Annotated in this window: 10 protein-coding genes; 2 read left to right on the forward strand and 8 right to left on the reverse strand. The window is 61.3% G+C overall.

Annotated elements, in window-relative coordinates:
* Positions 1-132: 132 nt before the first annotated feature.
* The 8 genes from ACM62Q_RS07210 to ACM62Q_RS07245 form a co-directional block, all read right to left on the reverse strand.
* Positions 133-765: a DUF502 domain-containing protein gene (locus ACM62Q_RS07210; protein WP_415035035.1), complete on the reverse strand. Its 633-nt coding sequence runs from the start codon at positions 763-765 to the stop codon at positions 133-135.
* A 15-nt stretch (positions 766-780) separates the two neighbouring features.
* Positions 781-1,038 (reverse strand): FmdB family zinc ribbon protein, encoded by a 258-nt coding sequence (locus ACM62Q_RS07215; protein WP_415035037.1) that lies wholly within the window; start codon positions 1,036-1,038, stop codon positions 781-783.
* A gap of 115 nt (positions 1,039-1,153) precedes the next feature.
* The gene (locus tag ACM62Q_RS07220) at positions 1,154-2,551 is read right to left on the reverse strand and encodes an aspartate ammonia-lyase (RefSeq protein WP_415035039.1); all 1,398 of its coding nucleotides are present in this window, start codon (positions 2,549-2,551) and stop codon (positions 1,154-1,156) included.
* Between the two features lie 156 nt (positions 2,552-2,707).
* The gene (gene gap, locus ACM62Q_RS07225) at positions 2,708-3,736 is read right to left on the reverse strand and encodes a type I glyceraldehyde-3-phosphate dehydrogenase (RefSeq protein ID WP_415035041.1); all 1,029 of its coding nucleotides are present in this window, start codon (positions 3,734-3,736) and stop codon (positions 2,708-2,710) included.
* Positions 3,737-3,788: 52 nt separating this feature from the next.
* Entirely contained in the window at positions 3,789-5,804 is a 2,016-nt protein-coding gene (gene tkt, locus ACM62Q_RS07230; RefSeq protein WP_415035043.1) for a transketolase, read from the reverse strand.
* 271 nt (positions 5,805-6,075) lie between these two features.
* The gene (locus ACM62Q_RS07235) at positions 6,076-7,089 is read right to left on the reverse strand and encodes a class 1 fructose-bisphosphatase (protein ID WP_415035047.1); all 1,014 of its coding nucleotides are present in this window, start codon (positions 7,087-7,089) and stop codon (positions 6,076-6,078) included.
* Between the two features lie 33 nt (positions 7,090-7,122).
* Positions 7,123-9,600 carry an EAL domain-containing protein gene (locus tag ACM62Q_RS07240; protein WP_415035049.1) on the reverse strand — a complete coding sequence of 826 codons (2,478 nt, stop codon included), beginning with the start codon at positions 9,598-9,600 and terminating at the stop codon, positions 7,123-7,125.
* Positions 9,601-9,668: 68 nt separating this feature from the next.
* On the reverse strand, positions 9,669-10,226 hold the full coding sequence (locus tag ACM62Q_RS07245) for a thioredoxin family protein (protein WP_415035051.1): 558 nt from the start codon (positions 10,224-10,226) through the stop codon (positions 9,669-9,671).
* An 85-nt stretch (positions 10,227-10,311) separates the two neighbouring features.
* Between ACM62Q_RS07245 and ACM62Q_RS07250 the strand changes: the two genes are divergently transcribed.
* Complete coding sequence (locus tag ACM62Q_RS07250) at positions 10,312-11,073, forward strand: 16S rRNA (uracil(1498)-N(3))-methyltransferase (protein ID WP_415035053.1); 762 nt, start codon at positions 10,312-10,314, stop codon at positions 11,071-11,073.
* Positions 11,066-12,562 carry a polyphosphate:AMP phosphotransferase gene (gene pap / locus ACM62Q_RS07255; protein WP_415035055.1) on the forward strand — a complete coding sequence of 499 codons (1,497 nt, stop codon included), beginning with the start codon at positions 11,066-11,068 and terminating at the stop codon, positions 12,560-12,562. The genes ACM62Q_RS07250 and pap overlap by 8 nt, the downstream gene beginning before the upstream one ends.
* Positions 12,563-12,589 lie beyond the last annotated feature (27 nt).

Raw genomic sequence — 12,589 nt, forward strand, 5'->3', positions numbered from 1 at the left:
GCGCAGGTCGATGAAGATGACGCCGCCGTGGTCGCGGCGGCGATGCGCCCAGCCGCACAGGGTGACCGTCTGGCCGTTCAGGGAAGCGTTGAGTTGTCCGCAGTAATGGGTACGCATGAAAGTTGCCTTGGTTCAAGAAGCCGGATTTTTTGCCGGGATAGTTTTGTAAGGGCGCGGCGGCGGTGCCACCACACCCATGGAAATGATGTATTTGAGTGCTTCGTCCACGCTCATGTCGAGTTCGACGACATCGCTTTTCGGCAGCATGAGGAAAAAGCCGGAGGTCGGATTGGGCGTGGTCGGCACATAAACGCTGACGTATTCGCCGCTCAGATGATTGCGCAAATCGCCGCCTGGCGCGCCGGTAAGAAAGGCGATGGTCCAGGCATCGCGGCGCGGATATTCGATCAGGAGTGCCTTGCGAAAGGCATTGCCATTGGGCGCGAGCAGGGTATCGGAAACCTGCTTGATCGCCTTGTACAAGGAGTTCACCACCGGGATGCGCAACAATAGTTGGTCCCACCAGCCCACGAGCTTCTGGCCGATGAAATTGGCGGCCAGTAAACCGGTGAGCAAAATCATGGCCAGCGTGAGCAGCGCGCCGACGCCCGGCAAAGCAAAGCCGAGCAGGGTCTTGGGGTGGATGGCGCTGGGCAGGAGGCGTAAGGATTGATCCAGGGTGTCGATGATGAGCGATAGCACCCAGACGGTGATGACGAGCGGCACCCAGATCAGCAGCCCGGTGAGGAAGTAACGTTTGAGCACGGCGGCGAGGCGGCCTTAATTCGCCGCCGGGCAGGCGGCACAACCTGCGCTGTCGCCGGTCTGGCAAGGGGGCGCAGGCGGGGTTTGGTGGCCGCCCTTGAAGTCGGTGGCGTACCAGCCGCTGCCTTTGAGCTGGAAGCCGGCGGCGGAAAGTTGCTTGCTGTAAGCCTGCGCGCCGCATTGCGGGCAGGTGGTGAGGGCAGCGTCGCTCATTTTCTGCAAATGTTCCTGGTGAGCGCCACAGGCCGCACAGCGGTATTCGTAAATCGGCATGGGATTCTCCAAAACCTTGTATTGTAAATGAAAGCGGGTGGTTTTCGGCTTGTAGATGCGTGACAGCGCTCACAAAAAAGGCCTTCAAATGAAGGCCTCGGGGGAGCGGGCGGGCTCAGTTGCCCAGTGCGCCGGGAACGGTGAGTTTGTCGGCAACGAGCAGGGATTTCAGCTTGGCTTGATCCATGATGCCCAACTCTTCGGCGACGACGGCAATCGGTTTGCCGCTGGCAATGGCGGTTTTGACGATCTTGGCTGATTTTTCGTAACCGATCAGCGGGTTGAGCGCAGTGACCAGGGTGACCGATTCGGCGATGCGGTTCTCCAGCAGATCAGCGTTGGCTTCGATGCCTTCGACACAATTCACTTGCAGGGTGTGGCAGGCATTGGCCAGGTGTTTCAGGCTCTTGTGCAGCGACCAGGCCATCAGTGGCTCGAAAGCATTGAGTTGCAGCTGGCCGGCTTCGGCGCACATGGTAATGGCGACGTCGTTGCCAATGACTTCGAAACAGACCTGATTCATCACTTCCGGGATCACCGGATTAACCTTGCCCGGCATGATCGAGGAACCGGCTTGGCGGGCCGGCAGCTTGATGTCGCCGACGCCGGCTTGCGGGCCGGAGGAGAGCAGGCGCAGGTCATTGCTGATTTTCGAGAGCTTGACGGCGATGCGCTTCAGGATGCCGGAAATGTCGGCGAATGCGCCAGTGTCGCTGGTCGCAGCGATCATGTCTTCGGCTTTGACGACCGGCACGCCAGAGAATTCGGCAAGTTTCGCGGTCACGGCATCGGCGTAACCGACGGGGGCGTTGATGCCGGTGCCGATGGCGGTGCCGCCCATATTGATTTCGCACATCAGGAAGGCGGAATTTTTCAGGCGTTTTTCATCGTCGGCAATCATCGAGACGAAAGAGGCGAATTCCTGGCCCAGCGTCATCGGCACAGCGTCTTGCAGCTGGGTGCGGCCGATTTTCAGGATGCCGGAAAATTCGTCGGCCTTGGCCTGGAACGCGCCGCGCAGTGCCGCCAGGGCCTTGAGCAGGTCTTGTATGCCGTACCAGGTGGCCATTTTGACGGCGGTCGGGTAGGAATCGTTGGTGCTTTGCGAGGCGTTGACGTGGTCGTTCGGGTGGATCACGTCGTAGCGCCCTTTTTCCAGGCCGAGAATTTCCAGGGCGCGGTTGGCGATCACCTCGTTGGCGTTCATATTGGTCGAAGTGCCGGCCCCGCCCTGGATCACGTCGGTGACGAAATGGGCGTCGTAGTGGCCGGCAGCGACATCGTCGCAGGCCTGGGAAATGGCCTCACATTGACGGGTATCGATCATGCCCATGGCCAGATTGGCGTGGGCGGCGGCCTTTTTGACGTAGGCGTAGGCGCGGATCAGATTGGGCATTTCGGCCACGGTCTGGCCGCTGATGGGGAAGTTTTCGACGGCACGCTCGGCATGTACGCCCCAGTAGGCATCGTCGGGCAGGTTCTTGGAACCCAGAAAATCACTTTCTTGACGCATGGTGGATCTTTCAGTAGTGGAGGTTGAAAAAGTCGGGTGGACGGCAGGGCAAACAACGTCTGGCCATGAGTGTTTCCTTGGGGAGTGGCGGGATTACGTTGAAGAGGGTAAAACGCCCCGCTTGGACGGGGCGTTGCATGTGTGGAAAAACAGGGTTCAGCGGGCGTTCATCCAGGCGCGGGCGGCGTCAAGCATACGGCAGGAATAGCCCCACTCGTTGTCGTACCAGGCCAGCACCTTGACCAGGGTCGAGCCGTCGGCGGCCTTCAGCACCCGCGTCTGCGTCGCATCGAAGGTGGAAGAAACGGTGGTGTGGTTGAAATCGGACGACACCAGCGGCTCGTCATTGACCGCCATGATGCCCTTGAGCGGGCCGTTGGCGGCGGCGTTCATCAAGGCGTTGATTTCATCTTTGGTGGTTTCGCGTTCGGCGGTGAAGGTGAGATCGACCAGCGAGACGTTGATGGTCGGCACGCGTAGCGCGAAGCCGTCGAATTTTCCGACCAGTTGCGGCAGCACCAGGCCCACCGCCTTGGCGGCGCCGGTCTTGGTCGGGATGATGTTGGCGGCGGCGGCGCGGGCGCGGCGCAGATCCTTGTGGCGCACGTCCACCGTCACCTGGTCGTTGGTGTAGGCGTGCACCGTGGTCATCAAACCGGACTTGATGCCGATGTTGTCGGACAACACCTTGGCCACCGGGGCCAGGCAGTTGGTCGTGCAGGACGCGTTGGAAACCACGGTCATGCCGGCTTGCAGGGCGTTTTCGTTGACGCCCATGACGATGGTGGTGTCCACGTCGTCGCCGCCCGGGGCGGAAATCAGCACGCGCTTGGCACCTTGTTCGAGCAGCGCCTGCGCCTTGGCCTTGGTGGTGTAGGCCCCGGTGCATTCGAGCAGGACGTCGACACCGTGCTTCGCCCAGTCGATGTCTTTCGGGTTTTTGGTCGAATAAAAAGGGATTTTCTTGCCATCGATGATGATGCAGTTTTCGCCTTCGGTCGTCACCGGCGTCGTGAAACGGCCGTGCGTGGTGTCGTATTTCAGCAGATGGGCGTTGGTTGCCAGATCGCCGGAGGCGTTGATGGCGACGACGTCGAATTCGTTTTGCAGCCCTTGCTCGTAAATCGCGCGCAGGGTGCAGCGACCGATGCGACCGAAACCGTTGATGGCAACCTTGATAGTCATGGATGAATTCCTCTGTGTGGGTAGTACGAAATCAGGAGAGCAGCGCCTTTGATCAGGACAATAGCGCTTTCGTCTTGGCAACGACGTTGGCGACGGTGAAACCGAACAGCTCGAACAGCTGGTTGGCCGGGGCCGATTCGCCGAAGCGCTCGATGCCCAGCACGTCGCCATGTAAGCCGACGTATTTGCGCCAGAAATCTGGGTGCGCCGCCTCGATCGCCAGACGCGGCAGGTGCGCGCCCAATACCTCGAGGCGGTAGGCTTTGTCTTGGCGGTCGAAAATGTTGCTGCATGGCATCGACACCACGCGCACCGCGATGCCCTCGGCCGCCAGCGCCGCCTGCGCGTCGAGCGCCAGCTTGATTTCGGAGCCGGTGGCGATGAGCACGGCTTTGGCGTCGGCGGCCTCGGACAGGATGTAGCCGCCCCGGGCGATGTCGGCATTGCTGACGTTTTGCGTCACCGTTGGTAGGTTTTGCCGCGACAGGGCGAGCAGGGTCGGGCCGTCGGTGCGTTCGATGCCGCTCGCCCAGGCGATGGCGGTTTCGGTGGCGTCCGCCGGACGCCAAACGTCGAGATTCGGAATGATGCGCAGGCTGGGGATGTGTTCGATCGGCTGGTGCGTCGGGCCGTCTTCGCCGAGACCGATGGAGTCGTGGGTGTAGACCATGATCTGGCGCTGCTTCATCAGCGCTGCCATGCGGATGCCGTTGCGGGCGTAGTCCGAGAAAACGAGGAAGGTGGCGGTGTAGGGAATCAGGCCGCCGTGCAGCGCGATGCCGTTGGCGATTGCGGTCATGGCGAATTCGCGCACGCCGTAGTAACAGTAATTGCCGCCGCCGTTGGCACCACTTGCGCGGGTGACGCCTTTGCTGCCCTTGACGAAGGTCAGGTTGGAGCCGGCCAGATCGGCCGAGCCGCCGAAAATTTCCGGCACCGCCGGCACCAGCGCGGCGATGGCGTTTTGCGAGGCCTTGCGGCTGGCGATGTTCTCGGCCTTGTCGCGGCAACTGGCGAGATAGGCGGTCTTGGTCGCTTCCCAGGTGGCAGGCAGTTCGCCCCGGATGACGCGGCGCTCGAATTCGGCGGCCAGTTCCGGGAAGGCAGCCCGGTAATCGGCAAAGCGGCGCTGCCAGTTTTCCTCGAAAGTTGCGCCGCGCGCCTTGCCGTTCCAGGCGGCGTAGATATCGTCCGGGATCTCGAACGGCGGGTGGTTCCAGCCGATGTAGGCGCGGGCGGCGGCGATTTCGTCCTTGCCGAGCGGCGCGCCGTGGCAGTCGTGGCTGCCCTGCTTACCGGGCGAACCGGCACCGATGATGGTTTTGCAGCAGATCAGGCTGGGCTTGCCGGTTTCGGCGCGGGCGGCGAGCAGCGCTTTTTCGATGGCCTCGGCATCATGCCCGTCGACATTGGCGATGACGTGCCAGCCGTAGGCTTCGAAGCGCTTCGGCGTATCGTCGGTGAACCAGCCTTCGACGTGGCCGTCGATGGAAATGCCGTTGTCGTCCCAGAAGGCGATCAATTTGGAAAGGCCGAGCGTGCCGGCGAGCGAGCAGGCTTCGTGCGAGACGCCTTCCATCAGGCAGCCGTCGCCCATGAAAACGTAGGTGTGGTGGTCGACGATGGTGTGGCCGGGGCGGTTGAATTCGGCGGCCAGCACTTTTTCCGCCAGCGCGAAGCCGACGGCGTTGGTGATGCCCTGGCCGAGCGGCCCGGTGGTGGTCTCGACGCCCGGCGCATAGCCGTATTCCGGATGCCCCGGCGTTCTGGCGTGCAACTGGCGGAAATTCTTCAGGTCCTCGATCGAAAGATCGTAGCCGGTGAGGTGCAAGAGGGCGTAGATCAGCATCGAGCCGTGGCCGTTGGAGAGCACAAAACGGTCGCGGTCGGCCCACTGCGGGTTGGCCGGATTGTGGCGCAGATGACGCCGCCACAGCACTTCGGCGATTTCGGCCATGCCCATCGGCGCGCCCGGGTGGCCGGAGTTGGCCTGTTGCACGGCATCCATGGCCAGCGCCCGGATGGCATTGGTCAGGGGAGTGAATTTGGGGGGAAGACAGACGCTCATGATCCGGAAGCCCAGCTTGCTGAAAAGCCGGGATTATCGGCGAAAAAGGGGGGCGTTGGATAGATTGTGCTTGCTTAAAACCTTGGGGAAGCGCTTAACAAACCCGTTCGCCCTGAGCTTGTCGAAGGGCATCACCTGCAAAATCGGGGGCTTCGACAGGCTCAGCCCGAACGGTTTTGATTGATTCAGAACTTCCCAAGGTTTCCTCGGCGTTCTCCGCGTCTTTGCAGTGAATGCCGAGGTTTTAGCCCGGGTTTTAGCCCCCCAGGTTTTAGCCCACGTGATAGCTCGTCACCCGGTCCACTTCTTCCTTCGAACCGAGGATGACCGGCACCCGCTGGTGCAGGTCGTGCGGGATGATGTCGAGGATGCGCTGGCGGCCGGTGGTGGCGGCACCGCCGGCCTGCTCGACGAGAAAGGCCATGGGGTTGGCTTCGTACATCAGGCGCAGCTTGCCGCCCTGGGCGCGGACTTTTTCGTCCATCGGGTACATGAAGATGCCGCCGCGCGTCATGATGCGGTGTACGTCGGACACCATCGAGGCCACCCAGCGCATGTTGTAATCCTTGCCCAGCGGCCCTTCTTTGCCGGCCAGCATTTCGCCGACATAGCGCTGCACCGGGGCTTCCCAGAAACGCTGGTTGGACATGTTGATGGCGAACTCTTTGGTCTGTGCCGGAATTTGCACGTTTTCCTGGGTGAGCAGAAACTGGCCATGCTCGCGGTCGAGCGTGAACATGGCGACACCGCGCCCGACGCTCAAGACCAGCAAGGTGGTCGGGCCGTACAGCGCATAGCCGGCGGCGACCTGTGTCGTGCCGGCTTGCAGAAAGGCCTGGCGGGCGGCTTCCGGGGTGGAGAGGTCGGCGTTGTCCGGGCATTTCAGCACGGAAAAAATGGTGCCGATCGAAACGTTGACGTCGATGTTGGAAGAGCCGTCGAGCGGATCGAAGGTGAGCAGATACTTGCCTTTGGGGAAGCGGTTGGGCACCAGGTGGGGCAGATCCATTTCTTCCGAGGCCATGGCGGCCAGGTAGCCGCCCCATTCGTTGGCTTCGAGCAGGATGTCGTTGGACAGCACATCCAGTTTCTTCTGCGCTTCGCCCTGCACATTGTCGCTGCCGGCCTCGCCCAGCACGTCGCCCAAACCGCCTTTGCCGATGGCCACCGAGATGTGCAGGCAGGCGCGGGCGACGATCTTGATCAGAAAATTGAGGTCGGACGGTACGCAGCCAGCGCAGCGGTGTTCTTCAAGAAGATAGCGGGAGAGGGTCGGGCGTGCCATGCAACAGCTCCAGAAAGCGGGAAAAGGCGGATTTTACCCGCCTTGCTGGCGCGCGTGCAGAAAGGCAAAGGCGGCGGGGCCGTCAAGGGGCTTGCTGAAGAGGAAACCTTGCACTTCATCGCAATCGTTGCTGCGCAACAGTTCCAGTTGGTCGTCGGTTTCCACGCCTTCGGCGATGACTTTCAGGCCCAGGGAGTGGGCCAGCGCAATGGTGCCAAAGGCAATGGCGCGATCGTTCAGGTCATATTCGATGTCGCGCACGAAAGAGCGGTCGATTTTCAGGCGGTCGATAGGAAAGAGTTTGAGGTAGGCGAGCGAGGAATAACCGGTGCCGAAATCGTCGATGGCCAGATTGATGCCCATGCGCCCCAGGCGGGCGAGGATCAAGGTGGCGTCTTCCGGATTTTCCATTACCGAGCTTTCGGTGATTTCCAGTTCCAGTAATTCTGGCGGCAGCCCGGATTCGGCTAGCACGCCGGCAACAATTTCGCAGAAATCGCGCCGGCGCAGCTGGCGGGCAGAGACGTTGATGGCGATGCGCAGCGGGGCCAAACCCTGGTCGATCCAGCGTTTGACTTCGCGGCAGGCGGTGTGCAAGACCCAGTCGCCGATTTCGACGATGAGTCCGGTTTCTTCGGCAATCGGAATGAAACGGTCGGGGGCAATGACGCCATCCACCGGGTGATGCCAGCGCAGCAGGGCTTCGACGCCGGTCGGCATGGCGCTGGCGGTATCGAACTGCGGCTGGAATTGCAGGGCGAATTCCTGATTGCTGACGGCGCGGCGCAGTTTGCGCTCGATATTCATACGTTCCAGGGCGACCTGGTTCATGTTCGGGGCAAAAAACTGATAGTTGTTACGCCCGGCCGATTTGGCGTGATACATCGCGGTGTCGGCGTTTTTTAGAATGTCGTGGCTGTCGCTGCCATCGTCCGGGAAGAGGCTGATGCCGATCGAGGGGCTGGTGTGCAGTTCATTGCCGTCAGCCTGAATCGGCGGGGCCAGGCTGTTGATCACCTTGCTGGCAACCAGCGCGGCATCTGCCGGTGAGCTAATGCCGGGCAGGATGATGACGAATTCGTCGCCGCCCAGGCGGGCAACGAAATCGGTTTCGCGGATGACGGCGCTCAAGCGCGTGGCGACTTCGCGCAACAACAGGTCGCCGACCTGGTGGCCGAGGGTGTCGTTGATGGTTTTGAAACGATCCAGGTCGATGAACATCACGCCGACGCGCCAATCGTGCCGGCGTGCTTCCGGCAGCAGGTGGCTGAGGCGGGTGAGCAGGGCCAGACGGTTGGGCAGGCCGGTGAGCGGATCGTGCTGCGCGATGTGCTGCATGCGCGCTTCGTGTTCTTTGCGCTCGGTGATATCGGCAAAAATCCAGATATAACGCTGTGGCACGCCGTTGAGCTGGTCTTCTACCTGTTTGATGCGCAGGCTGGCGGGGAAGGTCTCACCGTCGGCGCGCCGCAAGCGGATCTCGCCACGCCAGCTGTGGTGCAGAGAAAGGGCGGTGTGTAATTCGTGTTGCTGCCAGGAGGTGCTGCGGTCGATGAAGTCGAAGGCCGGGCAGGCGATGATTTGCTCCGGGGTCAGGCCGGTCATTCTGCTTGCCGAAGGGTTGCTGGAGAGAATGGCCAGGCGCTCGTCGGTGACGAAAATCCCGGCCGGGGTGTGCTCGAAGACGACTTGGGCGAGTTTTTCTTTTTCTGCGCTGGCGACGCGGTCGGAAATGTCGGTGTAAATGGTGACCAGGCCGCCGTCGGCCATGGGCCGCCCGCGCACGTCGAGTGTCTGGCCGTTCGGGCGGGTGCGTTCGAAATGATGGGCCTGGTGTTGTTGGGCGCGCGCCAGCAGGCGGCTGACGATAAGCTCGGGTTCGCCCGGGCCGTATTCGCCGCGCTGCGCATTGAGCTGATAAAAATCGCCCAGGCTGGGGGCGGGTGAAGTGAAAAATTCGTCTGGCACGTCGAGCAGTTGGCGAAAGCGGGAGTTGGCCAATTGCAGACGAAAATCCTTGTCGAACATCGTGATCCCACAAGGCACGGATTCGATGACGGTTTCTAAAAGCTCGTGCTGCGCCTGCAAGGCGGCGGTCGCGGCTTTTTGCTCGCTGATGTCAGTGTAGGTGGTGATGAAACCGGCCAGTTGCCCGTCGAGCAGGAGCGGTTCGCCCTGTACCAGATGGGTGCGCCCGGCCGGGCGGGCGCGTTCGAAACGGTGCGGCAGAAATTGGCGGGCCAGAGCACAGATGTCGCGAATGTAATCTTCCGGGTTGCCCGGGCCGTATTCGCCGCGCTCGGCCGGAATGCGGATGAGGTCGGCAAATTCCACGCCTTCGACGACGATTTCTGGCGGCAGATCCAGTACTTCGATGAAGCGGGCATTCCATACGCGCAGACGCAAGTGCTGGTCGAATACGCTGATGCCTTGCGCCATGCTGGCAACGACGGCTTGCAGGTATGCCAGGTGCAGGCGGAGCGCGTCAGGGCTGGCCGGGGTTTGAGTCATGGTTGCAGCACAAAAAACAAAGTGGGGCGGATCATAGCGGAAAGTGTGTGTGTTAACAGTGTGTCAGATTAAGGCGTGCGCCATTTGATCGAGCAGCCGATCGAGGCGTTTTGTCGGGCTGGACCTCGGCCGTGTGCAGCAATGTCACGCAGCGCCAGGAAAAGTTCGCGTTCGGCATCGGCCGGTGCCGCGTGTCGCCCGCTGGCATCGAGCCGGCCGCGGTACTGTAGTTCGAGGGCGGCGTTGTAAGCAAAAAAATCCGGGGTGCACACTGCGCCATAGGCGCGCGCCGTGTCTTGTGTTTCGTCGAGTAGATAAGGAAAAGGGAAGTTGCGCTCGCGCGCCCAGCGCTGCATGTTGGGGAGGCTGTCTTCCGGATAGGCGGTGGTGTCGTTACTCATGATGGCGACGCTGCCGATGCCGTGCTGAGCCAGCTCGCGGCAATCGCGAATGAGGCGCTCGATGATGGCTTGCACATAGGGGCAGTGGTTGCAAATGAACATCACCAGAAGACCGCGCGGGCCACGGCAATCGGCGAGGCACCAGGATTTGCCGTCGACGCCGGGCAGGGAAAAATCTGCTGCCGGGCTGCCGAAGGCGCAAGTAGGCGGTTGCAGGGCGGCCATGTCTCTCTCCGTGCTGGGTGTCGCGTTGGCGTTTCACTGTTGGTCTGGCTGCGCACGACAGTCTGTGCTGCCGCATAATAGCAGGATGAATGCGCCACGTTTTTATTGTCAAGAAGCTTTAGCACCAGCCGCCGTGCTGGAATTGCCCGCACCGGTGGCACGCCACGCCGTACGCGTTTTGCGTCTTGGCATTGGCGCGGCCTTGTTTGTATTTGATGGGCAGGGCGGGCAATACCCGGCGCGGCTGTTGCGCATCGAAAAAGATCGCGTCTGGGTTGAACTGGGGGCCTGGCAGGAAATCGAGTGTGAATCGCCGCTCGACATCACCCTGGTGCAAGCTCTGCAGGCCGGTGAAAAAATGGATTTCACCGTGCAAAAAGCGGTGGAGCTCGGCGTGACGACGATCGTGCCGGTAGAGAGCCGGCGCAGCGTGCTGAAATTGGCGGGCGAGCGCGCCGCCAAGCGGGTGGCCCACTGGCAGGGGGTGGCGGTTGCGGCCTGCGAGCAATGCGGGCGAAATCGTGTGCCCCGGGTCGCCCCCTTGCAGCGTTTGGCGCATTGGCTGGCGCAGCCGGCATCCGATACATTACGCTTGGTGCTGGCACCGCAGGCGACACTCAGTTTGCACGCGCTGCCACGGCAGCGAAAAATTGAGCTTTTGATCGGTGCGGAAGGCGGGCTGGATCCGCAGGAAATGCGTGCTGCGCAGCAGGCCGGTTTTCAGGCGGTGAGCCTGGGGCCGCGCGTATTACGCACGGAAACGGCAGGATTGGCGGCGCTGGCCGCGCTGCAAACCCTGTGGGGCGATTGGGGTGGCGCAACATCATCGGGAGAAGGCAATGTTTGAATCGGCGGAACTCGGGCATTACATCGACAAAGACCTGTACAAGACAGAGGCACCGCGTTTGCGGGCGGAACTGCTCGACATTCAATACGAAGTGCTGGCGCAGAAGGCTTTCCCGGTCGTCATCCTGGTGTCTGGAGTGGATGGCAGCGGCAAGGGCGAAACCATCAACCTGCTGTATTCCTGGATGGATCCGCGCCACATCTCGACGCTTGCCTTTGCCGAGCCGAGTGACGAAGAGCGTGAGCGCCCCTATATGTGGCGTTATTGGCGGGCCTTGCCCGCCAAGGGCAAGATCGGCATTTTCGCCGGTTCCTGGTATTCGCAGCCGATTGCCGAGCGCATCCGTGGCGAGATGGGGCGCGCCGAACTTGCCGAACGGCTGGAAGAAATCAACCGTTTTGAAGCCATGCTGGTCAATGAGGGCGCACTGGTGCTCAAATTCTGGTTTCATCTTTCGCGCGAGGCGCAGAAAAAACGCCTGAAGCTGTTGGAAAGCAACCCGCACACGGCTTGGCGGGTGAGCAAAAAAATCTACGCCCGGCAAAAAACCTACGCGCAACTGCAGGCCGCGGCGAGCCATGTCTTACGCGTCACCAACACGGCCAAAGCGCCGTGGATCATCGTCGAAGGCACCGATGATGCTTACCGCTCGCTGACGGTTGGGCGGGTGATCCGCGATGCCATGCAGCGCCGCTTGAAACAGCCGGTGCTGCCGGTGCCGGTCGCGCCGCCGGTGCATCATGCGGTGGACAAACGTAGCGTGCTGGGCGAACTCGACCTCACGCAAAGCCTGGGCAAAAAAGACTACGAGCGCCAGCTTGCCCGCTATCAGGCCCGTTTATCGGCGCTGTTGCGTGATGCGCGCTTTACCCGGCGCTATTCCCTGGTGCTGGTTTTTGAAGGCTCTGATGCGGCGGGCAAAGGGGGAAGCATTCGCCGTCTGGTCGAGGCGATGGATGCGCGCCATTATCAGATCGTGCCGATTGCTGCGCCGACCGAAGAGGAACGCGCCCAGCCCTATCTCTGGCGCTTCTGGCGCAACGTGCCGCGCACCGGGCGGGTGACGATTTTCGACCGTTCCTGGTACGGTCGGGTGCTGGTCGAGCGGGTCGAGGGCTTTTGCAAAGAAGAAGACTGGCTGCGCGCCTATGCCGAAATCAATGATTTCGAACATCAACTGGAAGAAGATGGCGCTCTGGTCATCAAGTTTTGGCTGCAAATTTCCGCCGACGAGCAGTTGCGCCGCTTCAAAGAGCGCGAGGCGACCGATTTCAAACGTTTCAAAATCACCGCCGAAGATTGGCGTAACCGTGAAAAATGGGACGATTACCTGCTCGCCGCGTGCGACATGGTTGATCGCACCTCTACGGATCTGGCACCGTGGACCTTGGTGGAAGCCAATGACAAGAGCTTTGCCCGCATCAAGATTTTGCGCACTGTGTGCGAGCGCATCGAAGCGGCCCTGGCGGCTGATGAAAAAAATGACTAAAACGAGCCCTGAAACGAACCCTGAAAA

Origin of the sequence: Azonexus sp. (assembly GCF_047638095.1) — a bacterium.
In the GTDB taxonomy this organism is placed as follows: Bacteria; Pseudomonadota; Gammaproteobacteria; order Burkholderiales; family Rhodocyclaceae; genus Azonexus.

Coding starts and splice junctions, on each gene's coding strand:
- ACM62Q_RS07245 (WP_415035051.1), bottom strand. CDS start 10,226: ATGGCCGCCCTGCAACCGCCTACTTGCGCCTTCGGCAGCCCGGCAGCA.
- ACM62Q_RS07235 (WP_415035047.1), bottom strand. CDS start 7,089: ATGGCACGCCCGACCCTCTCCCGCTATCTTCTTGAAGAACACCGCTGC.
- pap (WP_415035055.1), top strand. CDS start 11,066: ATGTTTGAATCGGCGGAACTCGGGCATTACATCGACAAAGACCTGTAC.
- tkt (WP_415035043.1), bottom strand. CDS start 5,804: ATGAGCGTCTGTCTTCCCCCCAAATTCACTCCCCTGACCAATGCCATC.
- ACM62Q_RS07220 (WP_415035039.1), bottom strand. CDS start 2,551: ATGCGTCAAGAAAGTGATTTTCTGGGTTCCAAGAACCTGCCCGACGAT.
- ACM62Q_RS07250 (WP_415035053.1), top strand. CDS start 10,312: ATGAATGCGCCACGTTTTTATTGTCAAGAAGCTTTAGCACCAGCCGCC.
- ACM62Q_RS07240 (WP_415035049.1), bottom strand. CDS start 9,600: ATGACTCAAACCCCGGCCAGCCCTGACGCGCTCCGCCTGCACCTGGCA.
- gap (WP_415035041.1), bottom strand. CDS start 3,736: ATGACTATCAAGGTTGCCATCAACGGTTTCGGTCGCATCGGTCGCTGC.
- ACM62Q_RS07215 (WP_415035037.1), bottom strand. CDS start 1,038: ATGCCGATTTACGAATACCGCTGTGCGGCCTGTGGCGCTCACCAGGAA.